Source organism: Planctobacterium sp. R6 (genome assembly GCF_055755215.1).
In genome coordinates this window covers 165,411-190,667 of the sequence record NZ_JBVTQY010000004.1, presented here as the reverse complement: position 1 = coordinate 190,667, position 25,257 = coordinate 165,411, and the positions used below count along the sequence as shown (strand labels likewise).

Below are 25,257 nucleotides of genomic sequence, written 5' to 3'. Positions count from 1 at the left end.
CAGTGGGCATGTTATAGACAAATCAGCAGATGTAAACTCATGCAGGCTGGCCAAAACGGCTGCCTGGTATTGCAAAGAAATCAAAGCCTACCCACAAAGATGACTAAAAAGCCTGGTGCACTGTGAGATACGACTGAATGATTTGCTCCAGACGGCCGTTTTTTTCCAGTTGTTTGATACCTTCTTCCAGTATCGCGGCCCGCTGCAATGAACTTTCAAGGTTGGGGGAAAACCCAATGTGTACCGCTTCCGGTTTCAGGCATCCGGCTGTGTTAAATTGCGAGCCAAGCCCTGATTGGGAAACGAAGTATGAAAACACCCGTTTGTCTTCAATAATGGTGTTGATACGGCCGCGATTTAGCAGGGTTAAGCGTCTTTTTAGGTCTTCATCACCGCTGACCCGCATAATGTTCTGCTCGCCACTGTTTTCATTGTTGAGAATGTAACTGTCCATGAGTACGCCATAGCTGTAGCCATTCATGATGGCGATTCGGCGGTTGTCCAAATCGAGCAGATTGCGGTATTGCCAGGTATCAGTTTGTGGCACAAAAAAACACATCTGCGACTGCATAAAGGCCGTGTTGCCAAAGATGAAATCCGGCGCATCAGAGATATAGGTGCCCATCAGTGCATCCAGTTGGCCACAGCGTACCTGTTTGATTGATTGCGCCCAGTTGATACGGATATATTCAGGCTGATACCGGGTGGAGAGCAAAATTTCACTGGTGGCTTCCACCAAAATGCCAGGTCGTGGTGACTGAGGATCACAGATGTAAGGGCACCAGGAATCTGTGGCAAAGCGTAGTGTTTCTGCCTGTGAGCACAAGGAAAATATGAAGCATAAAAGTAGAGGCAGCCGTTGCCGCATACACATTATCTCGAGCTACTGAGTAGCTAAAATTTTAGTTAAGGAAAACATTTTTCTCAAGATCGGGACAACATCTTTGTCTTGTTAATGGTAGAAATAAATCAGAAATAAACAGGCTGTTAGCAGGCCATGGTTTTGTTTTAATATCGGGGTAGATAAAGGCAATATTTGTGAAGTTTGGTGTCAGGCCTTTATCGCTTAAGTTCACTCACGTTCGCTAATTGGCACCAATTTCAGGGTTTATTAGATGTTTGAAATCCCCGCGCCTAAATCAATCAACGAAGCCAGCGCCATCGTGATTGATCAGCAAGCTATTATTCGAGATTCGCTCAAGTCTGTGTTGTTGCAGGCCGGTGTCAGAAGTGTGGTGCTGTGTTCGAATGCGTTTGAGGCCTTGTCGGCATTTCGCACTGAGCCTTTTGATTTAGTGTTTGTGTCGTTCAACCTGAGTCGCGATAAAGACGGATTTCACCTGCTGGAAGAGCTAAAGTTTAAAGGCTATGTAACCAACCAGACCATAGTGGTGTTTTTAAGCGCAGATACCGAAAAAGGTTTGGTGCACAGTGTAGTAGAAATGCAGCCCGATGATTTTTGGTTGAAGCCCTTCGATATTAAAAGTGTTAACAGACGCCTGGATTTTTTATTGAGCATCAAAGAAAAGCTGCATAAGCCACTGTATTTTGCCGATCAAATGGACTATTCCAGAGCCATTTATTACTCAGATCGGCTGTTGGCGCTGAGTGAGCTAAAAGAGTTTCATCCCAGATTGCATCGTATTAAAGGCAACTGCCTGTTTGCTCTGTCGGAGTACGCCGACGCGGAAAAGCATTTCAATGCGGTGCTCGCTAAATATAAATACAACTGGGTTTATATTGGTCTTGCCAGAAGCTTGCTAAAACAAGAAAAGTATCAGCAGGCACAGGAGTTGGTGGATAAGCTCAAACTCCGGGAGGACAGTCGCTGTGCGATTCACGATTTGCTGGCGCAACATTATGTGGAAAAAGGCGACTATGAACAGGCTTATACCGAAATTATTGAAGCGGCAAAACTGGCACCCAGAAACATTGAGCGCAACAAGCGCAGTTGGGATTTAGCCAGGCTAAATCACGACAGAGTAGGGCAACTGGAAGCCACCATCAATATGGCAAAGTATGCCAAAAACAGCATTCATGATTCACCGGAGCTGACACTCAACGTGATCCGTTCCTACATTGATTTAGCCAACAGTCTTAAGGATGATGAATGCAATAGTTGGTTGCACAAGGCGCAAAAGCAGCTTACGCAACTGAGCACCAATCCGAAGTTATATCGACTGTTAAAAGTCGCGATAGACGTTATTAATGCCAGAATTTTGTGCGCTCAGGGAGACAAACGCAAAGCTGAAAAAGTGCTGGAAAACATCGAGCCGGAAGAGTCGAACAACCTGGATTTGAATTTTGATTTGATCAAAGCCAGGCATGAAGCCGGAGACAGAGAGGGTTGCCTGCGCTTGTTGGCCGAATCGGAGGTGTTGGTGGAAAACGATTCCTTCTCAGGTCAGATCCTCAACAAATATATTGAGCAGGAAACTGATGAACGCAGCAGTATCCATTTTACCCCCAAAGAGTTAACGGCGATGGCGGCTTCCTACCACAGCCAGGAAAAGTACAATCAGGCCATTGCGATGCTGTCACAGGCATTTCGTTTGTCGCCGAAGAATACCGCGTTGGCAATGAATATCATGAAAGTGGGCATGTCTATGAGTGAGCGGGAAACCCTGAATAATGATGAAAAACGCACGATCAACAATGCGATTATCTTACTGAGAAAATCTGACCTGGATAACGAGCAGCAAAAAGAATTTAGTTATTATCGGCAGCAAATTGGTGAGATCAATGAACTGGATTTACTCTCTACCAGTTTACAGTAAATGGGGCATAGCCCCGCATTGCCGCTATGCCTGAATCTTGGCCACCAGTAATCGGTCGTTTTTATGCAGTGCCGCCAGCAGATGTTCGCGAATTTGTTCGACGCTAAATTCTGACTTGATGATCCAGGTACAGTTCAGGCAGTGGTAATAGGCAATATAAGATTTGATGCGATTGTGCAATTCGGTGCAGTCGCTTTGTTCTGAATTTAGTTCATAACTCACAATAAAAGAAGACATACTTCGCCTCTACCGAAAACAGAGTTGGGGTAAAAAAATAAACCAAAAACTTATTTTGGTCAAATAGTAAACATTAAAAGTTTGTAACCCGCCAACAAACTGAAAATTGTTCTTATCGGTAAAAAATTGCTATAAATGCGCGCTAACTATGCAATAAACAATTTGTGCAATAGACAATTTGCCTGTTGAGCACACCATCTGATTCTGCAAGGATACAATGAATTCCCCGAACATCGCCCTGCCGACCACTGATTTTCTGAGGCCACAGCCATTTCCCGCAATATTACCCCAGGGGGTAACAGGGATAGGAGCCAGGTTCGGGCAAGGTGAGTTTAGCGAGCAGTTGTTTCACACTCATGAGATATATTTCCCTGAAGATATCCGTCGCTCGGTAACAAAAAGGCAATCAGAGTTTCTGGCAGGCCGCATTCTGGCCGGGCATAACCTGGCTTTAATGGGCGTGCGGGGGTTTGACATTGTTAACGATGAAATGCGCTGTCCACAATGGCCAAAAGGCGTGGTTGGGTCAATCAGTCACGCTGATGCGGTCGCCTGTTGTATCACCGCACCGGATACCCTTTTTCAGGGAGTGGGAGTTGATGTAGAAAACATCATGGCGGTAAAAACCGTTGAGGAAATCCGCACTTCTATTGTCAATCAGCAGGAGTCCCTGCTGATGCGTCAATTCAGCGTTTTGGCGGACAATGTCCTGTTTACCGCGGTTTTTTCTGCAAAGGAGGCAATTTACAAAGCCCTTTATCCCCGTGTGCGTCGCTTTTTTGATTTTAGTGCGGTGAACTTGACAGGCATCGATGCTGACCGGGAACTCTTGCAATTTGAAGTGACAGAGTCGCTGGCAGCGGGCTACGGGGTAGGCGCAAAGATTGCGGTACATTTCCGTGTTCAGGCGTCACTGCTGTACAGTTGGTGTTTGCTGCAAGCCGCTTAACTGCACTGCATTATGTTCGCATTTGCCATGTAGTCGCCAATTATTGGCGTTGCCTATTCAGGTGATCACCGGGGTTGATAACCCTGGTAAATACCTGAACTCGTTTGTTACACACTCAAAAATTAGCCACCCGTTTCTGACTGTTAATAACGGATTCCCGGTAACTTTTGGGTGTCTGGTTAAAGTGTTTCTTGAATACCGCGTACATATACTGCAAAGAAGGGTAACCGCAAATATTGGCAATTTCAGCCGGGGATACACTGGTTTCCTCCAGCATCTTGCAGGCTCTGGTGAGTTTTTCATTGTGAATTTCGGTGTGAATACTGTGACCGCGCTCTGCCTGAAAGCGATTTTCCAGATTAGAGCGTGAGATTCCCACATAATCGGTTACCTGTTCGACCTTTATGCCCTTTGTGGCGTACTGGCGAATAAAATGCATGGCCTGAATTACATTCGCATCTTTTAACGACTTAAAATCTGTGGATTGACGACTGGCAACGCCCACCGGTGGGATCATGATTTTTTTGCCACGTACGTCGATATTGTTCAGGCGTTTGTGCAACAATTTTGCTGCCCGGTAACCCATTTCGAAACAGCCCTGAGTCACTGAGCTTAAACTGATGCGGCTCAGGTGCCGGGCGATATCATCATCATCAATCCCAATCACAGAAATACGGTCCGGCACTTCAATACCCAGGTGATCACAGGCCTGCAAAACGTGTCTGGCCCGCGAGTCGGTTACTGCCACGATACCAATGGGAGTTGGCAGGCTTTGAATCCAGTCTGTTAGCCGGTTCATGGAATATTGCCAGGTTTCCGGGTGGGTAGTATGACCGCGGTAGCACTGCAATTCGTAGCCTTCTTCTTTGGTGATTTGACGGATTGCTAATTCCCGTTCATTGGCCCAACGATGGTGCTGATCAGTAGGTACACCGTAATAGGCGAAGCGCTCCAGGCCTCGGTGGCGTAAATGCTCGAATGCTGCTTTGACAATGGCATAATTGTCGGTAGCGATATAAGGGGTTTTGGGGTAATCCTCCGGATTTTGGTATGAACCGCCAACCCCCACTACGGGAATATCGCTATGTTCCAGAGCCCGTTGAATATCAATATCGTCAAAGTCAGCAATGATGCCATCACCCGCCCAGTCCTGGATGTTTTCAAGGCGACAGAGAAAGTCTTCTTCCAGGTAAATGTCCCAGTCTACTTTGGATGATTGTAGATAGTGCCCGATACCTTCAATCACCTGCCGGTCGTAAACTTTGTTGGCATTAAATAACAATGTAATACTGTGTCTGGTATCAAACATATTTACCTCGCTCTAACAATCTTCTGGGCCTGACTCACGATACTTTCTTTTCTTTGTATATTATCTTTTCTTTGTATTATGTTTTTTGCTTTTTTGATGCAGGCCTTATTGTAGTTGGCTTGCATTGTAATTCTTTACAAATAATTAACAATCCTTTTATGAAATTTCGTAATTGCCGGGCGCCGTTCTGCTCGTCACTATGTGAACAAATATTGCTAGTTAAAAAGATGGTCGAAGGCGAATGTATATAGGCATAGATTTAGGTACTTCCGGTATCAAAGTGATTTTGATGACCGGCGATGGCGAAATAGCCGCAACTGCCAGCAGCGAGTTGACGGTGAGTCGTCCCAGGCCGCTGTGGTCAGAACAAGACCCGGAAGCCTGGTGGCGGGCATTGCAGGATTGTATGCAGCAACTGGCTGGTGCAGGTGATCTTTCCGGGGTTGCCGCTATCGGCTTGTCAGGGCAAATGCATGGCGCTACGTTTCTGGATAGTGCGGGGAGTGTTATTCGGCCTGCAATCTTGTGGAACGATGGACGTTGTGCTGAGCAGTGCCGCCAGATTGAACAGGAAATCACTGAAGCCCGAGCAATAACCGGCAATATCGTTATGCCAGGGTTTACTGCGCCGAAAGTATTGTGGTTGATGCAAAACGAACCGGCAAACTTTACCCGCATCGACAAGATTCTGTTACCCAAAGATTATTTGCGCTTCCGAATGTGTGGTGATTTTGCAACTGATATGTCTGATGCGGCCGGAACCGCCTGGCTGGATGTGGCTAAACGGGACTGGGCGCCCGAAATGCTAAGAGCTTGTGGGCTGAATAAAAATCACATGCCAGCCTTGTTTGAAGGGTCGGAAATAACCGGATATTTGTCTGATGACGTTGCGCAACAATGGGGAATGAAGTCGGTGCCGGTGGTGGCGGGTGCCGGAGACAATGCCGCAGGCGCTATCGGCGTTGGGGTAATTCACAGCGGCCAGGCCATGTTGTCGTTGGGAACGTCAGGCGTTTATTTTGCGGTGAGCGAGCGCTTTACCAGCAATCCTGATTCAGCGGTGCACAGTTTTTGTCACGCTTTACCTGATACCTGGCACTTAATGTCGGTAGTACTGAGCGCGGCCAGTTGTTTGCAGTGGTTTGCCGATGCCATTGCCAAAGCCCCTCTGGATACCCTGCTGGCAGAGTTAGAAAACAGCGAAATCAATACAGAGCAGTGTCCTGTTTTTATTCCCTATTTGTCGGGCGAGCGCACTCCACATAACGATCCCAATGCCCGGGGCATGTTCTTTGGACTAACCCATGAAACCCATCGCACACATTTGCTTTACGCAGTTCTGGAGGGGGTGAGTTTTGCGTTAAAAGAGGGGGCACAGGCGCTGCATCAGGCGACGCAGAAACCCGGCTCCATTACCCTGATTGGCGGTGGTAGTAAAAGTGGTTACTGGCGGCAAATGCTGTCAGACGTGTTAAACCTGACGCTGGAATGTCGCAGTGGTGGCGAAGTTGGCCCCGCGCTTGGCGCCGCGAGACTGGCGTTGTTAGGGCATAAACCCGGCACCGATATTCGCCAAATCTGCCCGGTTCCGCCACTGGTTGCAACCCATCAACCCGATGCGGCCCGCAGTCAATTGTTTGCTGAGCGCTTTATTCGCTATCAGCAGATTTATCACAGGGTTAAAGACTTATTTTGATTCACTCTGCTTGCTACCCAAAAAGCTCAAACAGGAATGGAAAAATCGTAATTGAGGCCGTGTCGCTTTACTTCCATTATCCAAGGACGAAAACGCGAGATAAAAAGAGGAAAAGTCATGTCGCAGTATTTTGAAAATGTGGATGCTATCAAGTACGAAGGTCCACAGAGTAGCAACCCATTAGCCTATAAGCACTATGACGCAAATGAAGTGGTTCTGGGTAAAACCATGGCCGAGCATTTGCGGTTTGCGGCATGCTACTGGCACAACTTCTGCTGGGATGGTGCCGATGTGTTTGGTCAGGGAACCTTTGGTCGACCCTGGCTACAGGCAGGAGAGCCAATGCAGCGAGCCAGACAAAAAGCTGATGTCGCTTTCGAGTTTTTTAAAAAATTGGGCGTTAATTATTATACCTTTCACGATATTGACGTAAGTCCGGAAGGCGACAGCTTTGCTGAATATCAACGCAATTTTGCGGAAATGACAGAGGTACTGGCGCAAAAACAAGAAGAAACGGGCCTGAAACTCCTGTGGGGTACAGCCAATGTCTTCAGTAATCCGCGCTTTGCAGCAGGCGCTGCATCAAACCCTGACCCTGAGATTTTTGCTTATGCCGCCGGTCAGGTGTGTAATGCTATGGAGGCCACCCATCGTTTAGGCGGGGCGAACTATGTTCTTTGGGGAGGCCGGGAAGGATACGAAACGCTACTCAATACCGACTTACGTCAGGAGCGGGAGCAGTTGGGCCGGTTTATGCAGATGGTGGTAGAACACAAGGAAAAGATTGGCTTTAAAGGTACTTTGTTAATAGAGCCAAAACCTCAGGAGCCCACCAAACATCAGTATGATTATGATACGGCGACAGTATATGGCTTTCTCAAGCAATTTGGCCTGGAAAAAGAATTCAAGGTGAATATCGAAGGAAACCATGCGACCCTGGCCGGCCATTCTTTTCAGCATGAAATTGCAACAGCGTTTTCGCTGGGATTGTTTGGCAGTATTGATGCCAACCGTGGCGACCCTCAGTTGGGCTGGGACACGGATCAATTTCCCAACAGCGTGGAAGAAATGACGCTGATCATGTATGAGATCCTAAAATCCGGCGGCTTTACCACAGGTGGAATGATGTTTGATACCAAGTTGCGCCGACAAAGCACCGATCCGAATGATTTGTTTTATGGTCATATCGGTGGCATGGATACTATTGCGATCGCACTGAAAAAGGCGGCGGTAATGATCGAAAGCGACTTTCTGGCACAGGCGGTTTCCCGTCGTTATGCGGGTTGGAGCGGTGATTTAGGGAAACAAATCATGTCGGGTAATCAATCCATTGCCGCTTTGCGAAAATTGGTGGCGGATAAAGCCCTTGCGCCAAAACATCAAAGTGGTCAGCAGGAGTTGCTGGAAAACCATGTCAACGGCGTTTTATACCCCTGACAATTTCCGTCACCCTTGAAACCCATAAAAAAGCCTGTCATCGACAGGCTTTTTGCGGTTGGCACCAGCTATGCAGGCGGGTGCTCCTTGTAATCAAACCAGGCAAAATCGGCGTACCGGGTTTGATTGTCCAGATCCTGACAACCTATCCCTACAAAGGCACCGGTAAAGTTGGCGTCTGCGCCACCGTCACCCACTTCGTCACACAGCACGCTGTAGTCCAGTTCCAGTGGCAGCTCGGTGAATTTATCACCGGTAGCATAGCTGAAAACCAGGCGGTCGTAGACCACATCGGCTTTTAGGGTAACTTCACCGGATTCTGGTAATTGAATTGGCGACGCCAGTGGATACTGGCTGTGCCAGTTGTTGCAGCACATTGCAACGTCCAACACCCGGCCCAGCTTTTTGTCGTGGGTTATATGCAGATAAAAGTATTTCTTGCTGTTGTAGTAACACACCAGACCCGCCATGTGCTGTTTAGACGAAGGGGCAAAATCCAATTGCGTTTGCGCGCTAAAACAAAAAGCCTGCTGTCTTCTGGCTAATAAGCTTTGTTCAAACCAGGAGCCCAGGGACTCTTTGCCGTACAGACGCAGATAGCCCTGTCGCTCGGCTTGTGTTGCTACGTTTTCTGGCAAGGGATAGCGTAGTGACTGCAGATTAAGAGGCAAAGGCGCGCCATTAAACTCGATGCGTTGATCACGATGAGTCCGGGGTTTTGCAGAACTGGCGACAGTCACTTGCGAGTCAGGATACTGGCCACCACTTGTTAATCTTGGCCAGCCATCCTCTGACCATCGCACCGGCTGGATTGCGGTTTCTCTGCCCATAACTGAACGCCCCCGATAGGGCAATGGACGACTACACAAATGCACAAAGTACCAGTCTCCGGACGCTGACTCGACTAAATCGCCATGTCCGGCGCGTTTGAGTGACGCTTGTGGCGCATAATGGCTGGTTACCATCGGGCCTTGCGGATCGGTTTCATATGGCCCCCAGAGTTTTTTACTGCGGGCGAAGGTGGATGCGTGATGGATACCGGTGCCACCCTCGGCGACACAGCAATAATAATAGCCATCGCGTTTGTAGAGATGTGGTCCTTCTGACAGGCCAATGGGTGAACCGGAATAGATTAACTTTGATTCACCGGTCAGTTGCTGGGTGTGCGTATTGAATTCCTGCATCACAATACCGCCGAAATATTTGGCGGGAGAAAAGTTATTGCGACCCGCAGCCGGCAGGTGGTTCCATAGCATATTCAGATAATAGCTTTTGCCGTCGTCGTCATGGAAAAACGACGGATCAAACCCGCTGGAATTCAAATATACCGGTTCAGACCATTCGCCGCAGATGGAGGGGCTGGTCACCAGGTAATTGTGGGTGTCCTTGAAATCACCGGCAAAGCGCTTTACATCGGTGAATGCCAGATAAAACAGGCCGTTTTTATAGCTCAGGCAGGGCGCCCAGACACCACAGGAGTCCGGGTTACCTCGCATGTCCAGTTGCGACAAGCGGTTCAGGGGTAATGCCACCAGTTGCCAGTTAACTAAATCGTTAGAATGATAGATGCACACGCCCGGATACCATTCAAATGTGGATGTGGCAATATAATAGTCGTCTTTGACTCTCAGTATCGAAGGGTCCGGGTGAAAACCGGGTAAAATGGGATTGTTAATCACTGTCATGCTCTGCAATGTTCTCTTTCAGATAAAAGGGTTTCCGGAAGAGTGGGTAATTTAGCGCCGCCTCTCAATTATCATATTAATCAATACTATAACCATTTTTAATTATCCGCGAATTGCCACTGGATAGTGTCGACAGTTCGGGTTAAAACAACAAAAACACAACAAATGAGTACGCTGTATGAAATGGTTTCCAAAAACCCATTGTATCTTAATATTGTCCTGTTTAATGCTGGTTTCGGGCGGTTGCTCCGGCGAACCGGCGTCAGCAACATCGGACCCGGCTAAGCCCATCATCACGGGCAAATTTACACCGCCAGAGGGCAAAACCCTGATGATCATAGGTCAGGACAGCGAAACCATTGCCGACTATCAGCGTGCCGTGCCACAAGATAATCTGGAAGGCGTGACACTCTACACCATGCTTAAATCACCGGACCCTAAGCAAACACTTCACGGGGTGTTCTCCACCGGAAACTGGAACTCAGGTGATGTTAATTTTGGAGATACCTTGCAGGCTGCTCCTGATGCCGTTTTGGCCATAGGGCTGGCGTTTGACGATTGCAATGACGAGGACCACAGTGCCAATATTGCTGCCGGTCATTATGATAAGTCACTGCAAACCCTGGTGGACTATCTGCAATCCATTGCGCCCCGAAAAGTGCTGTTGCGGGCCGGGTATGAATTCGACGGCATGTGGAATTGTTATGAGCCAGCAACCTATAAAGCGGCCTTTCGCCATATCGCGCAAGCGATGAAAGCCGCTGATAACGTTGCCATGGTTTGGCAGTCGGCTGCCTGGCCAGCACCGCAATTTGCGGGTGACCGTACCCATTTGTATGATCACAACGATCCACAGCACATCGCAAAATGGTACCCGGGTGATGATGTAGTGGACTGGATCAGTATCTCCTCATTTTATCGCGATGACAGCCGTTTTAACTTTGAGCTGACAATTCATCCGGTTGAGGCGCAACAGTTATATGTGGATTTTGCCCGCGCGAAACAGATCCCCTTGATGATTTCTGAAGCCGCGCCACAGTCATACCGCACAGAAAAACAAACTCAGAGTTTTATCGCATTAAATACCCAAACTCCTTTACCCGCGGAACAGATTTGGCAGGACTGGTATCAACGCTTTTTTGATTTTATATACGACAACCGGGATGTAATTCGTGCTGTAGCTTACATTAATACCCATTGGGAAAGTCAGTCCCGCTGGTACTGTGCGCCTGATACCAGCCCTCCTGATCCCCAGTGCCCGGAAGGTAATTGGGGTGACAGCAGAGTACAAGGCCACCCCTTTATTAAGGCTCAGTGGTTAGAGCAGGTTAACAATGATGCGCTGTGGATCCAAAGCGGTGCTTACTAATGCCGCTGAAAGTGCGCTTACGCAAAGGATAAAAATGAAAATATCGCCAGTGCTAATTTATACCCTGATCGCGTCATTGGGTGGGTTTATCTTCGGATTTGATGCCACCGTGATTTCCGGCACATTGAACTTTGTCGTCAATGAATTTCAGCTTAGCCCGATGCAGCAAGGGCTGGTGGTGGGCGCACCAACGCTGGGCGCTATCATAGCGACCTTAACCGGCGGGATAATTTGCGATGCCATAGGGCGGCGCAATTTTTTGATTATTATCGCTTTTTTGTATTCAGTATCTGCTGTGGCTTCCGCCTTTGCACCCAGTTACAACTTTCTCGTCGCTGCGCGATTTATTGGCGGTCTGGCGTTTTGTTCGCTGATGATTGCGCCTATGTACATTGCTGAAATTAGCCGGGCTGAAGAGCGGGGACGCATGGTGTCCATTAATCAACTGAATATTATGTTGGGCTTTTCTGTTGCCTATTTTTCCAATTACTACATTTTACAGTGGGCTCAGTCTGCGAGTGAATGGGGCACCATGATCGGTATTCAGCAGCACACCTGGCGCTGGATGTTGGGCATTGAAGCCTTTCCGGCCATCCTCTGGTTTGGGTTACTGTTTCTGATCCCACGCAGTCCCCGCTGGCTATTGCAAAAAGGCAGGGAAACCGAAGCGAGATTATCGCTGGCAAAGCTGGGCTTAACCCGCAATGCCAGTCATGAGGTCTGTGCGCCAGTGCTCAGTGAGATGCGATCTGAGCCATCAACCACCCAGGAAAAAACGCAATCTGGCTTAGCAGACAGAATCAAATTTCTGTTCAGCAATAAGATGCGATTCGCCGTTGTAATTGGGGTCATTATTGGCATCACTCAGCAGGTAACGGGCATTAACGCGGTGTCGTTTTACGCCCCCACCATCTTTGAACAAAGTGGTGTTGGTACTAACGCGGCGTTTGCGCAGGCTATCTGGATTGGCATTATTAATATTATTTTTACTTTGCTGGCGATGTCTCTTATCGACAAACTGGGCCGTAAACCCCTGTTGATAATAGGCTTGTCGGGAGTATTCCTGAGCATGTCGTTGTGCGGTTATGGGTTTTACAAAGCCAGTTACCGCCTGGATGAATCTCACATCAGCATATTGCAAAACAAGCATCAAAACCTGCAACTTGCACCGCTAAAGCAATTGCAAAACAGGCAATTTGATTCCGATGTGGTGTTTAAGGCCCGTGTTATGGAGCAGATTGGCACAGAAAATTTTAACAAAATACAGAGCGACCTGTTGCAACTGGCAACCAGCATGAATGCAAAACTAATTCTGGCAGGCATACTGGGCTTTATGGCTTCATTTGCAATTTCACTGGGGCCGGTAATGTGGGTAATGTTTTCTGAAATATTCCCGAACCACGTACGAGGGCTGGCCGTTTCTTTTGTGGGAGTTATCAATAGCATCGCCAGCTTTGCGGTACAATTTATGTTCCCCTGGGAGTTACTTAATATCGGGGCAGCGCTGACGTTCATCATTTATGGGATGTTTGCATTGGTGGGGCTGTTGTTGGTTTGGCGTTTATTTCCTGAAACCAAAGGCAAGAGTCTGGAACAATTGGAACTGGAATTAGGAACAGGCAAATGAGTACTAATACAATACGCTGGGGTTTGGTAGGCGCAGGCAGAATTGCCAACACTTTTGTGCAGGATATGACCTGGGTTGAACACGCTAAAATTACTGCAGTGGCTGCGCGCTCACTAAACAATGCCCGGCAGTTTGCTGCAAAGCATGACATTGCCAGTGCTTATGAAGGTTATGATACCTTGTTCGCCGATCCCAACATCGACGCCGTTTACATTTCTACACCCCATACCCTGCACTTTGAACAAACCCGTGATGCCTTGTTAGCGGGAAAACACGTACTCTGTGAAAAGCCTTTTGTGGTAACACCACAGCAGTGCGAAACTTTAACAAGCCTCGCCAGAGACAAGGGATTGTTTTTAATGGAAGCCATGTGGACCTGGTTTTTACCGGCCATAAAACAGGCGCAGCGCTGGGTTGAACAGGGCCGAATTGGAGAAATAACGCAAATCCAGGCCGATTTTGGTTATCCCATAGAATATGGTCCAGATAAGCGCGAATGGAATGTAGAGCTGGCAGGGGGATGTACGTTTGAAATGGGCATTTATCCGGTTGCATTGAATCGCCTGTTCCATCGCAGCGACCCCGTGCGGATGAGTGTCGTTGGTAAACGCGCTGACAATGGTGCTGATAAGCGAATTAATGTGCTGTTTGACTTCGATGCCAGCTCAGCGTTACTGGGCGCCAGCTTTGAGAGTAAATTGCGCAATTGGGCGTACATTGTTGGCACACAAGGCTATATTGCTATCCCTGATTTCTGGCGGGCGACTACCGCGGAATTGTACGAGTTGGACAATTGTATCGACAGCTTTGTTGATAACCGTTCAGGCAGTGGTTTCGAATATCAGATTCAGCACACAGTTGATAGTATTTTGAACAACAAAAAAGAGTCATCCGTGGTAACTCACGCAGACAGTTTGCTGTTTCAGCAGGATATTCAACAAATATTAGCGGCATTCTGACGTGTTACTGGCGGTTTATTATCGCCTTCATTAAAAGAGCAAAACCAGGCAAGACCTGGTTTTTTTTAACTCAGAACCTGTTACAAGGTTGTTAACGCCTGCAGTGTTGTCGTGCTTATTTGAGATAGCCCAATACCACTAAAGAAAATAATTTCTCTTGTTTTTTCGTTATGAAAATCGCTTTTTACCCCAGCAAATTCATGTGTTTAACTATTTGTGAAAAAACATAACAAAGCAAAAAATATCGTAATCGATCCTGTTGTCAGGTCGCGTTATGTTGTCATTGTTAACATTTGGTTTACAACGGCAATGCTACGTCGTCTCTTTTTAAACCGGGTTAACGAACACACTTAAAAAATTTATAAATGTTTCCGCTGACATGTCAGTTACCGACCTGCAACTGAAATCGCATGAAAGTGGATGGAGAACATATTGATGAAGATACAAAAACATTTCAGGCCAAGCTTTGTTGCCATGTCAGTGGCGGCGGTATTTGGTCTGACGAATCCACAAGCTGTATTGGCTCAGGAAACCGTCGAAGACGATGGCACTGAAGTGATCGAAGTTACCGGTATTCGCGGCAGTCTAATTAAATCGATGGATATTAAGCGTAGCTCCGATGGTGTTGTTGATGCTATTTCTGCCGAGGACATCGGCAAATTCCCGGATACTAACCTCGCTGAATCGCTGCAACGCATTACCGGGGTGGCCATTGACCGCCAAAACAACGAAGGCTCACGAGTGACTGTACGTGGCTGGGGGCCGGAATTTAATATGATCACCCTGAATGGTCGTCAGATGCCTGCAGCAAATCTCAGCGGTCTGAATGTCAACACTGACCGTTCTTTTGATTTTGCGAATCTGGCCTCAGAGTCCGTGTCGGGGGTTGAGGTTTACAAAACCGGTAAGGCCCATTTAACTACGGGCGGCATTGGTTCAACAATCAATATTCAAACTCACAAGCCTTTTAACAATCCCGGTTTTATGGCTAGTATCGGCGCTAAAGCAATCAGTGACGATACCCGCGTAGGCAATGATATCACCCCGGAAGTGTCGGGCATTATTTCCAATACCTTTAACGATGATAAGGTGGGGATATCACTGGTTGCCAGTCGCTCTGAGCGGGACAATTACATTGCATCCGGTCAGGTGACATCGGGTTGGAACACCAGCAATCTGAGCGGACAACAACTGGATAATTTTGGTAATGAGGTATACAACGCTGGTAGCGGTAGTGTTATTTTTGCTGCTCCGCAAAACTACATGTACGTGTTTGAAGATTTCAGCCGGGTACGCACCAACGCACAGTTAACCTTGCAGTTTGCCCCTTCAGACAAGCTGAAAGCGACGCTGGATTATACTTATTCCGAACTGGAGCAAGATGTTGGCCGTCAGGAGTTTTCAGCCTGGTTTGGGGCAGGCAGCTATGCCGATACGGTCTTTACCGAAGTGGACAGCAACGGGGTGGTGTCGCCACTGATGCTGAATAATCGCGATTGTTGTGATCTTTCCTACGGAGTGGGTGCCTGGGGGACTACCAATCAGAATGACTCCATCGGTCTGAATCTCGAATATGAAGTGAATGACAACCTGGTATTGACTTTGGATGCTCATAGCTCCAAAGCAGAAGCAAAGCCAAAGGATCACCGGGGGAGTAACAATGTTGTGACGGCCAGTACGTTCCGTCGCTACCGGACCACCGTTGATTTCTCCCAATATGTGCCGGAAATGCAGGTCTTTCTGACCCCCACGGAAGCCCCTTTTGATGCCGGCGCGTCAGGCAATGAAGCCATTGACCCTGGTCTTATTATCGCATCGGGCAATAGTTTTAGAAACGGTTACATGAAAACCGAGATTGACCAGGTGCAATTAAACGGTGAGTACGTTTTCGACGCCGGAATTGTCAGCAAGGTGAACTTTGGTGTTTCTCATCTGACCATGAACAACCGTACAGCCTTTAGCCTTAATCAGGGGGGAGACTGGGGCGGAATGGGCTTTACCGGCCATACCACAGGCGGTGGCTGGAACTCGCCAGCGGGTGATGGTGACGGTAACTTTTCAGATGGTGCCTTTACGGTCGCCGATCTGAATGACCTTTCCGGTGACAATATTGGTGCCAATGGGCAGATGGTATGGGTTGATTTTGATCAGTTTAGCAGTGACATTGCTGCCCTTTATGCGGCAAATCCCACTTTGCCTGGGAATGTGTTTGGGAACTGCGCCGCCGGAACTTTGTGTACTAACCCGGAATACGCCAACGACTTACGGCTGGAAGAAGAGCAACTGGCTTTTTACGTTCAGGCCAACCTTGAGTTTGAACTTGGTGACATGCCATCACGGCTGATTGTGGGCGTAAGACATGAAGCAACCGATGTTAAATCTGAGTCGCTAATCCCTAACTATACCAGTTTGTCGTGGCTTACGGCTAACGAACTCATCCTGCAACAAAATGGAGGCGTGTTTGCCGAAGGGGAAGGGGATTACAGTCACACGTTACCCAACCTGGATTTCAGTATTGATTTGACTGAAGATCTGATTGGTCGTATCTCAGTCAGTAAAACCATCGCACGACCCGCCTATGACGACCTGCAGGCAGGTGCGGTACCGGCCAGTAGTCAGGCCAGAACCTTCGATAATTCTACGGCGGCTTCCGGCGATCCAAATCTGGAACCCTTTGAATCCGATAACTTCGATATTTCACTGGAATACTATTATGGTGAGGGTAGTTATGCCGCCATTGGTTACTACAAAAAAGACGTGAAGAACTTTATCGGTACCAGTGTCGTTAATCAGGTTATCTATCCGAACTTGGTTAACCCTGCATCGGGCGAGCGGTTCGAAGAAGCGCAGGGTGCGGTGGTTAATCCGGGCAATGCGGCACAGGAAATCAGACAATACTATGTGGATCAGGGCTGGGTAGCTACGGATGGCAGTTTAACCGGTGATCTCAGTGTTTATGATCCGCTGGATTATACGGTTACCATCCCGGTAAACCAGGATGACGCCTCTGTTGACGGCTTTGAATTTGCCGCTCAGCACATTTTTGGGGAATCCGGGTTTGGTATCCAGGCCAACTATACAACGGTTGATGGTGACGTGACTTATGACAACACTACCATTGGCGAAGACCAATTTGCCTTATTGGGGTTGAGTGATACTGCAAACCTGGTGGCATTTTACGAAAAGGATGCACTGCAAATTCGACTGGCCTATAACTGGCGGGATAAGTTCCTGAATTCCACCACCGGTGGCAATGGCCAGCAAGAACCGGCATACACCGAGTCTTACGCACAGCTTGATTTGAGCGTTTCATACAGTGTGACCGAGAATCTGACCCTCGCTTTTGAAGGCATTAACATCACTGAAGAAAATCGAAGGGTTCATGCCCGGGGTGATGACATGATCATCTATGCCAATGAACAAAGTGCGCGCTATGCGTTCGGCGTTCGCTATGATTTTTAAGTTAGTGTAATGCAGTTAAACGGTCAGTCACGTCAGGTGGCTGGCCGTTTTTGTGTTTCTTGGTAAGGGTTTTAAATAAAGTACGTTATGAGTGAATATGTAGTTTTAAACAATGTTGAGCACCTGAATTTAAAAGTACTTGATAAGGTATTGGTTGACGATTCATCTGCACCCGCTTGTACATCTCTGGTACTCAGTGAATTAAGAGAGGCCTTGCGACATTTTCCAATTGTATTTCACCAGAAGCCCGACAGTGGTGAGCTGTTCCCGGTGGCGATTTTTGGCTTTGAACAAGGGGAAAACCTGTTTATTCGGGATGGGCAATGGCCAGGCGGCATCTATCAGCCGTTAATGTTGCGCAAAGGCCCATTTCAGATTGGCCATCAGCGTCAATCTGACGGTACGGAGAGTAGGGTGATCAGTGTGGATTTATCCGATACAAGGATAAATGACAAAGTCGGTGAGGCGCTATTTTTAGCGCATGGCGGCAACGCTCCTTATACTCAGTCTATGGCCGAAGTGCTGTATCGCCTGCATGAAGAACGAGCACTAACCGGGCAATTTTGCGAGGAATTGCAACAGCATGATTTGTTGCAGCCGTTCGTGTTGGAAGCGCAACTGGCAGAGCAAAACAATATTCGCTTGTCGGGTTTTTTGAGTATTGATGAGGAGAAACTGGCCGGACTAAATGCCGGGCAATTACAGCAGTTGAATCAGTCGGGCTTTCTGCAGCTGGCGTATTTCTGCATGGCTTCTTTAACCGCCTTTTCTGACTTGCTAAGTCGAAAGCGCCTACAGCAAGTTACCCGTTAAGTGACTTCTGTCCTGTCAGCAAAAATGCACCAGGTTGCGGGAGATAACGATTTCCGAAAACGCAGTAATGGAGAATTGCAGCTTATCGCCACTAAAGCACAGGCTCCGGTATTGTTAAAACAACAGATTGCAGACTGGCCAATTGTGCAGGCGGCGCAGCAATCGCAGTTGGATTTAGAGGCTTATTTGCGTCGTTTTGACGCCGGCCTTGAAATGTTAACCTTTGCATTGGAAAAACGCTTTGATGGGCGTATTTTTTACAATGATGACTTTAGTGGAATGAACTTTGAGAAGCTGACGATGAACCTGCCAGCATTTTTAACGGCCATCGCTAAAAAACATCAGACACTGTACATGGGGTCCACCAATATCCAAAAATATTTTCCCGGTTTGCGTGATGAAAACGAACTGGAGTTTGGTATTTCGAAAACTGATACAGTGGCGAACCTGTGGCTGGGTAATCAGTCGTTAATCGCTGCCCATTTCGATTTCCCGAATAATTTTGCCTGCAATCTTTCTGGCACCCGGGTAGTTACTTTGTTTCCACCGGAGCAGGTGGATAATCTTTATATCGGGCCACTGGATTTCAATCCGGCCGGTCCGGCTATCAGTTTGGTAAATCCGGATGCGCCGGACTTTGACAAATATCCAAAATATCAACAGGCTATAGCTGCCAGTATTGAAGTTGTACTTGAGCCGGGTGATGTCTTATTTATTCCCAGTATGTGGTGGCATCAGATACGTGCCTGTTCGGACTTTAATTTGCTGATGAACTACTGGTGGAAACCGACACCCGCCTGGATGCCATCACCGATGCAGGCGTTAAACTTAGCCTTAATGACAATGAAGGCGCTACCGGCAGAGCAAAAGCAGGCGTGGCAACACCTGTTTCAGCAGTTTGTGTTTGAAGACAGAAATTTTGCGCATATTCCTCATTCTGTACAAGGGGTATTGGGGGAACTGGACGAGCTTACGGCTCGAAAACTACGGGCGCAGATACTGGCTGCGTTAAATCGTTAAGCGAACAAAAAATATGAATAAAATCGTAAACAATGTGGTTATTTTAGGGGGCGGAACTGCCGGATGGATGACAGCCGCGGCACTGAGCAAAGTGCTGTCAAACGTCAAGGTTACGCTGGTGGAGTCTGAGCAAATCGGAACGATAGGGGTTGGTGAGGCGACCATCCCCACCATGCAGTTTTTTAATGGCTTGCTCGATCTTGATTCCCATACGTTTTTAAAACACACCCGGGGTACCTATAAACTGGGTATACAGTTTGAAAACTGGGCAGCGCAGGAGCACAGTTATTTCCATGCATTTGGCTCTACGGGCCGCAGTTTATGGGCGGCCGGATTTCACGATTTTTGGCGAAAGGGGCTGGAGCTGGGGATCAGTGACAATTTTAGCGCCTATAACATCGAAGCTGTTGCAGCGGGTGCGAACCGGTTTGCACAGTCAAAAAATGGTCTGAATTACGCCTTTCATCTGGACAGCAGCTTGTACGCGAAACTGCTGCGAAGTGTGGCGGAAAAGCAAGGCGTGACCCGTATTGAAGGTAAGGTGGCAAAGGTTAACTGTGAGGCCGGGACGGGGTTTATCTCTTCCTTATTACTGGAAAGTGGGGAGCATGTGGCCGGTGATCTCTTTGTTGATTGTTCCGGTTTTAAAGGGCTGCTTATCAATGAAACACTTAAAGTTCCCTTTAATGACTATGGTCAGTGGTTAAAATGTGACCGGGCCTGGGCTGTGCAAACGAAAACCAGTAATACGCCGGTGCCTTACACCCGTTCCATTGCGCATGATTCAGGATGGCAGTGGCGCATACCATTGCAACATCGTATGGGCAACGGCATCGTGTACAGTTCCCAATATATGGATGATGACACCGCGCGCGAGCGGCTGTTGTCCACGGTTGAGGGGGAGCCGATAACCGAGCCAAGATTAATCGGATTTAAGACGGGGCACAGAGAACAGTTATGGCATAAAAACTGTGTGGCGATCGGGTTGTCGGGAGGCTTTATTGAGCCTTTGGAGTCCACGGCGATTCATTTGATTCAGCAGGGGATCCTGCGCTTAATTAAGCTCTTTCCATCGCAGGGCATTGAGCAGCTCGATATTGATGAGTTTAATAAGTCTGGGATGTCTGATTATCAACAAATCAGAGATTTCATTGTACTTCACTATTGCCAGACGCAGCGAGATGATTCTGACTTTTGGCGCTATTGCAAACAGATGGAAATACCCGAAAGTTTGCAGGAGCGCATGAGTTTATTTCGCAAAACCGGCCGGTTTATTGTGCGCCATGAAGAGATCTTCGTGGATTCCTGGCTGCAGGTTATGATTGGGCAGGGGCTTATTCCGGAAAAATATCATCGCATCGCAGATGAAATGCAAGCTCATGAACTAAAGGCTTTTTTGGATAATATTGTCAATTCACACCACCGTCAGGTGTCGGCATTACCCGAACACCAGCAGTACCTGACGCGCTATTGCCAGTAGCCCTCGGCCAAAGGGCTATTGGCGTTCAGGCTCAGGCCCTTTCTTCCAGTACCAAATTGGTGGAAAACTGAAAACGCATATTGCGGTAAACACAAATATCCGTGATGTCGTCCGGAACGCCTTCAGGGGCGCAACGGTAATTGGTGGACACCCGATACGGCCCTTTAATGGGGGTAATTCTGTGCCAGCAATGGCCATGCAATAATATTAATGTGCCGCGCTTCGGGCTTAGCACTAACTGATCTTCAAAGTCTTCATTCACCGGACCCGCAGACAGAGCACCGTTCATGTGCGTTTTGGGACGGATCACCACCTGTCCACCGGTATCTTCATTGATGTCCATGGTGTAAACCAGGCGATTGAGATTAAACTGGGTACTCTGCTCAGGTGGGCAGTCCTGATGCCAGGCCTGACCTTTTGTGCCCATTTTTGAAAACATCACCATCGAATATTGGGATTGCCATGGCCCCAAAATCGCAGAGGTTAACTGACAGAATCCTGCGTGCTTTTCGATACTGTCAAATAGCGGGTTTCCTTCGCGTTGCGGGAACCAGGGGATCACTTCAGTGGCCGACTTTTTAAGAAACTCTTCAGAGTGCTGAAATTCCGGCGCCTGGCCAAAATGAGCCAGGATTTCCTGATGCATAGTTTGCATCAGTTCATCCTCGAAAAAGTTTTCCAATACCAGATAACCTTGATGCCAAAATTGCGCGATTAACTGCTTGTATTGTTGCTGCATAACTTTACCTTTGTGTGTTTTTGGATAGGTTACATTAGGGGGCGGAAAACGCCTCATCCTCCAGGTTTAACCAAAACTCTGCAGGGATTTCTCTGACTGCATCAGTCAGGTATGGATTGTTAAAATCGAACACCTCTCTGTTGCCGAGCTTGGCAAAGCGAAGCCCCCGCCGCACATCGGGGTCGGCCCTGAACATAGTTTCATAACTGCCATCCCTGTGCATTTGCACCAGGATGTCATAGATGTGTCTGGCCAGTTCCAGGTTACCTTTTCTAACAAAGAAAAAATTCGCCAGTTTGTATCGGATCAGCATGTGCTCATCCACTGTCAGCCGGTACTGGCTCTCCCGTTCAATTTCGCTCCAGGGTTCAAAAAAGGCACGCGGAAAATAGTCACAACGTCCGCCTTCAAGCATTGGAAACAGGTTAAAGTACTTGTGGCTTGCGGCCACATTAACTCCGTTGGCTTCGAGTATTTTTGTGTCTGCCCAGAGCTTTCCCTGACAAGCGGTAAAGGTTTTTAACGTGTGCAAACTTGTCAGGTTGGCAAACTGTGCGGCATTTTCCTGCTTAATGATGCCAATTCTGATCCCGAGGCTGCCCCGGTAAATAGGAAAATAGATAGCGCTGTAATGTGTTTCGTAAAACTCTGAGGTGGCTGTCCACATAAGATCCAGTTTGCCCTGGATAACATCTTCCTGGGTTCTGGAGAAAGAGGCATCTCCCTGCTCGCCATACACATAGTCAATGCGGCTAAATTTGTCTGAGCGCTTTACGACTTCGTGTAATACATCAGTAGGCAAAGTACTCACTTTTGACGAGCCAGGTATTTTCAGCGGGCTTGCTGCACCCGTTATATGAACAGTTATCAGTGCAGTAAACAGGGCAATGTAAGGTAATTTCATAGCGTTGTTATGTAATTTCGACTCTGAAAGTTTGCGCAACAATGGGCTGCTTTCCTATGTCAAAAAAACGTAATCAACTTGTTATTTTTTGTTCCCGGTAGATTGCTTTACCTTGGTCAATCGCGGTAAACGAGCTGTTCGTCACGATGATTTCAGGACGTAGATAAGATTCGCGATATAACATTTGACATATGAAAAAACATATATATGATTTTTCGTATGTGTCGCTGGTTTGTTTGCCAGCCACAGGGGTCATTAACACCAGTTAGTGTTGCATAATGAATTAATGTTTTCGCATCAGTGATGGAGAAGGTCAGTGGGATTATTTGAACGATATTTGTCACTATGGGTGGCACTTTGCATAGCCGCCGGGGTGATACTGGGCAATGTTGTACCAGACGTGTTTAACCAGTTAGCAAAACTGGAATATGCGCACGTTAATCTGGTAGTGGCGGTGCTCATCTGGCTGATGATTTATCCGATGATGATTCAAATCGATTTTGCTTCCTTGAAGGATATCGGCAAAAAGCCCAAGGGTCTGGTGCTGACCCTGGTGATAAACTGGTTGATTAAACCCTTTTCTATGGCGCTGTTGGGTTGGTTGTTTTTTAAAGGCCTATTTGCCGACTGGGTGGACCCGCAGTCAGCCAGTGAATATATTGCCGGTATGATCTTGCTGGGTGTTGCCCCATGCACGGCCATGGTATTTGTCTGGAGCCAACTGACCAAAGGGGATGCCAACTATACGCTGGTGCAGGTATCCATTAACGATATCATCATGATCTTTGCCTTTGCGCCTATCACGGCGTTCCTTTTGGGGATCAGCGATATTCAGGTACCCTGGGAAACATTGCTGTTATCTGTGGGCTTGTATGTGGTATTGCCACTCATTGCCGGTGCACTTACCCGTAAAAAGCTGGATAAAGCCAATGATCACAGCCGATTAAATGCCTTTATTGCAAATTTCAAACCCTGGTCCATCATCGGTTTGTTGGCTACCGTGGTGTTGTTGTTTGGCTTTCAGGCACAAACCATTATCGAAAAACCACTGGTAATTGGCCTGATTGCTGTCCCGTTACTTGTTCAAACTTACGGCATTTTTGCGATTGCCTATTTTGCGGCAAAACAAATGAAGTTACCGCACAATGTGGCTGCACCGGCCTGCATGATTGGCACCTCCAATTTCTTTGAACTGGCCGTGGCGGTGGCGATTTCTCTGTTTGGTCTGCACTCCGGTGCAGCGTTGGCTACCGTAGTGGGCGTGCTGGTGGAAGTACCTGTGATGTTGTCATTAGTATGGTTTGCTAATCGCACTCGCCATTGGTTTCAATAGCGAAGGGAGGGGCCGACGGTTGATGCGGCCCTGACATCTGCCTGGCCAGCTTGTTGCTAAATCGGCATTGGTCACCTGTAAGGGCATAGCCCTTTAGTTGACCGTCGGCATCTACAAAGCGGGCCAGAACGCCCGTTTCTGTTTGCGTGTCCGTTAGCCATTGTCCGTTGGTTTTATCTTGCTCAGATGGCGGCACAACCACTACCGGACAAAGTTTTGTTTTCACCATCACCGGCATAACCGGATAGCGCACTTCCTGAATATCTCCACACAGTGTTTTTGCCAGTGCTTTGGCCTGAATATTCAACGGGGCAATATAAGGCAAAACCTGTTGGTTAAACTGAGCGCAATCTCCCAACGCATAAATATCGGGTTGTGAGGTTTGCATAATGTTATTAACTACGATGCCGCGTTCACATTCAATACCTGCAGTTTCAGCCAGATTTAAATTGGGGCGCAGACCAATTGCTGACAGTACAATGTCAGCAGCGATTGTTTTACCATTTCCCTGTTCTTTGTTGACGTCCTGCAGTTCTGCAATAACCTGGTGTTTCGTATCGTGGTTTAAGGCGCTAACCACCTGCTTAAAATGAAAATTAATTCCCGCGGCTTGTAGTTGGCTATGGAGGTGTTGTGACGCCTCAGCTGGCAGCAAACCAGCCAGTGGGCCGGATAAGGGATCGACAACCGAAACCTGATGACCGGTGCGGGTGAGGTTATCGGCAAATTCGCAGCCGATTAATCCGCCCCCCAAAATCAATATCCTACTGTCGGGTTTGAGCAAGGTGCGGAAGCGGGCATAGTCCTGCAAATCATTAACCCGATGAACTTTACTTACCGCATTTCCGGCAAGGGGCACCTGAGTGCTATGAGCGCCCAGAGCTAATATCAGTTTACTGTAACTACGGGTGCCACCCTCGCTAAGATGAATGCATTTGTTATGGCTGTCTATTTTAGTTACAGCAGTATAAATGTTGATTTCGGCTTGGTATTTTTGTGCCATTGTTTCAGCGCTAAACAGAATGAGAGCGGCGGCACTTTTGTTGGCGGAAAAACCATTTGATAACTGTGGCTTGGAGTAATAACTGCCATCATCGGCTGTGTATAATACTATGTTGAGTTGTGAATTCTGATTGCGAATTTCTTTCAATAATTGATAGGCTGCCAGACCGCTGCCGATGATAATCAGCGGTGATTGTTCAGCTACTTGTGGCACCGGCGTTGTATCTGTTTGCTGCTGCATCGCTGGCGTGTCCTCTGATGGTTGCGACCTGTCTGATTGGCTGACTTCCAGCATATCAAAATCGGCTTTGCCTACACCACATTCCGGACAATGCCAGTCATCAGGGATATCCTGCCAGCGGGTGCCAGGTTTAATACCCTCTTCGGGGCAACCTTTAGCTTCATCATATATCCAGTTGCAAACCTGACATTCCCAGATTTTGAAATCAGACATGTTTA

At 47.7% G+C, this 25,257-nt stretch carries 19 protein-coding genes; 12 read left to right on the top strand and 7 right to left on the bottom strand.

Going from position 1 to position 25,257, the window contains the following annotated elements; all coding sequences use genetic code 11:
- Window positions 1–103: 103 nt before the first annotated feature.
- The gene (locus tag AC0J20_RS04715; RefSeq protein ID WP_473020817.1) at window positions 104–868 is read right to left on the bottom strand and encodes a substrate-binding periplasmic protein; all 765 of its coding nucleotides are present in this window, start codon (window positions 866–868) and stop codon (window positions 104–106) included.
- A 247-nt stretch (window positions 869–1,115) separates the two neighbouring features.
- On the opposite strand from AC0J20_RS04715, the gene AC0J20_RS04710 reads away from it, so the two are divergent.
- Window positions 1,116–2,777: a response regulator gene (locus AC0J20_RS04710; RefSeq protein ID WP_473020816.1), complete on the top strand. Its 1,662-nt coding sequence runs from the start codon at window positions 1,116–1,118 to the stop codon at window positions 2,775–2,777.
- A gap of 24 nt (window positions 2,778–2,801) precedes the next feature.
- Here the strand turns inward: AC0J20_RS04710 and AC0J20_RS04705 are convergent, their stop codons facing one another.
- Complete coding sequence (locus AC0J20_RS04705) at window positions 2,802–3,014, bottom strand: hypothetical protein (protein WP_229528958.1); 213 nt, start codon at window positions 3,012–3,014, stop codon at window positions 2,802–2,804.
- Window positions 3,015–3,231: 217 nt separating this feature from the next.
- Between AC0J20_RS04705 and AC0J20_RS04700 the strand changes: the two genes are divergently transcribed.
- Window positions 3,232–3,963 carry a 4'-phosphopantetheinyl transferase family protein gene (locus tag AC0J20_RS04700; protein WP_473020815.1) on the top strand — a complete coding sequence of 244 codons (732 nt, stop codon included), beginning with the start codon at window positions 3,232–3,234 and terminating at the stop codon, window positions 3,961–3,963.
- 115 nt (window positions 3,964–4,078) lie between these two features.
- Here AC0J20_RS04700 and AC0J20_RS04695 read toward each other — a convergent pair whose 3' ends face one another.
- Window positions 4,079–5,272 (bottom strand): XylR family transcriptional regulator, encoded by a 1,194-nt coding sequence (locus AC0J20_RS04695; protein WP_229528956.1) that lies wholly within the window; start codon window positions 5,270–5,272, stop codon window positions 4,079–4,081.
- A gap of 241 nt (window positions 5,273–5,513) precedes the next feature.
- On the opposite strand from AC0J20_RS04695, the gene xylB reads away from it, so the two are divergent.
- Window positions 5,514–6,968 (top strand): xylulokinase, encoded by a 1,455-nt coding sequence (gene xylB, locus AC0J20_RS04690; protein ID WP_229528955.1) that lies wholly within the window; start codon window positions 5,514–5,516, stop codon window positions 6,966–6,968.
- A 117-nt stretch (window positions 6,969–7,085) separates the two neighbouring features.
- On the top strand, window positions 7,086–8,405 hold the full coding sequence (xylA, locus tag AC0J20_RS04685; RefSeq protein ID WP_473020814.1) for a xylose isomerase: 1,320 nt from the start codon (window positions 7,086–7,088) through the stop codon (window positions 8,403–8,405).
- Window positions 8,406–8,473: 68 nt separating this feature from the next.
- Here the strand turns inward: xylA and AC0J20_RS04680 are convergent, their stop codons facing one another.
- On the bottom strand, window positions 8,474–10,090 hold the full coding sequence (locus tag AC0J20_RS04680) for a glycoside hydrolase family 43 protein (protein ID WP_473020813.1): 1,617 nt from the start codon (window positions 10,088–10,090) through the stop codon (window positions 8,474–8,476).
- A 178-nt stretch (window positions 10,091–10,268) separates the two neighbouring features.
- On the opposite strand from AC0J20_RS04680, the gene AC0J20_RS04675 reads away from it, so the two are divergent.
- From AC0J20_RS04675 to AC0J20_RS04645, 7 genes are all read left to right on the top strand, one after another.
- Window positions 10,269–11,459: a glycoside hydrolase family 26 protein gene (locus AC0J20_RS04675; protein ID WP_473020812.1), complete on the top strand. Its 1,191-nt coding sequence runs from the start codon at window positions 10,269–10,271 to the stop codon at window positions 11,457–11,459.
- Between the two features lie 34 nt (window positions 11,460–11,493).
- Window positions 11,494–13,086, top strand: a complete 1,593-nt coding sequence (locus AC0J20_RS04670) for a sugar porter family MFS transporter (protein WP_473020811.1) — start codon at window positions 11,494–11,496, stop codon at window positions 13,084–13,086.
- The gene (locus AC0J20_RS04665; RefSeq protein WP_473020810.1) at window positions 13,083–14,045 is read left to right on the top strand and encodes a Gfo/Idh/MocA family protein; all 963 of its coding nucleotides are present in this window, start codon (window positions 13,083–13,085) and stop codon (window positions 14,043–14,045) included. Before AC0J20_RS04670 ends, AC0J20_RS04665 begins: the two co-directional genes overlap by 4 nt.
- 435 nt (window positions 14,046–14,480) lie before the next feature.
- Complete coding sequence (locus AC0J20_RS04660; protein WP_473020809.1) at window positions 14,481–17,507, top strand: TonB-dependent receptor; 3,027 nt, start codon at window positions 14,481–14,483, stop codon at window positions 17,505–17,507.
- Window positions 17,508–17,594: 87 nt separating this feature from the next.
- Complete coding sequence (locus tag AC0J20_RS04655) at window positions 17,595–18,320, top strand: SapC family protein (protein ID WP_473020808.1); 726 nt, start codon at window positions 17,595–17,597, stop codon at window positions 18,318–18,320.
- On the top strand, window positions 18,321–19,340 hold the full coding sequence (locus tag AC0J20_RS04650) for a cupin-like domain-containing protein (RefSeq protein ID WP_473020807.1): 1,020 nt from the start codon (window positions 18,321–18,323) through the stop codon (window positions 19,338–19,340).
- 13 nt (window positions 19,341–19,353) lie between these two features.
- The gene (locus AC0J20_RS04645) at window positions 19,354–20,820 is read left to right on the top strand and encodes a tryptophan halogenase family protein (RefSeq protein WP_473020806.1); all 1,467 of its coding nucleotides are present in this window, start codon (window positions 19,354–19,356) and stop codon (window positions 20,818–20,820) included.
- 31 nt (window positions 20,821–20,851) lie between these two features.
- Here AC0J20_RS04645 and AC0J20_RS04640 read toward each other — a convergent pair whose 3' ends face one another.
- The gene (locus AC0J20_RS04640) at window positions 20,852–21,559 is read right to left on the bottom strand and encodes a phytanoyl-CoA dioxygenase family protein (RefSeq protein WP_473020805.1); all 708 of its coding nucleotides are present in this window, start codon (window positions 21,557–21,559) and stop codon (window positions 20,852–20,854) included.
- Between the two features lie 34 nt (window positions 21,560–21,593).
- Entirely contained in the window at window positions 21,594–22,505 is a 912-nt protein-coding gene (locus tag AC0J20_RS04635) for a diguanylate cyclase (protein WP_473020804.1), read from the bottom strand.
- A gap of 274 nt (window positions 22,506–22,779) precedes the next feature.
- On the opposite strand from AC0J20_RS04635, the gene arsB reads away from it, so the two are divergent.
- On the top strand, window positions 22,780–23,796 hold the full coding sequence (arsB, locus tag AC0J20_RS04630) for an ACR3 family arsenite efflux transporter (RefSeq protein ID WP_473020803.1): 1,017 nt from the start codon (window positions 22,780–22,782) through the stop codon (window positions 23,794–23,796).
- Here arsB and AC0J20_RS04625 read toward each other — a convergent pair.
- Window positions 23,768–25,252 (bottom strand): FAD-dependent oxidoreductase, encoded by a 1,485-nt coding sequence (locus tag AC0J20_RS04625; RefSeq protein ID WP_473020802.1) that lies wholly within the window; start codon window positions 25,250–25,252, stop codon window positions 23,768–23,770. The genes arsB and AC0J20_RS04625 overlap by 29 nt on opposite strands.
- Window positions 25,253–25,257 lie beyond the last annotated feature (5 nt).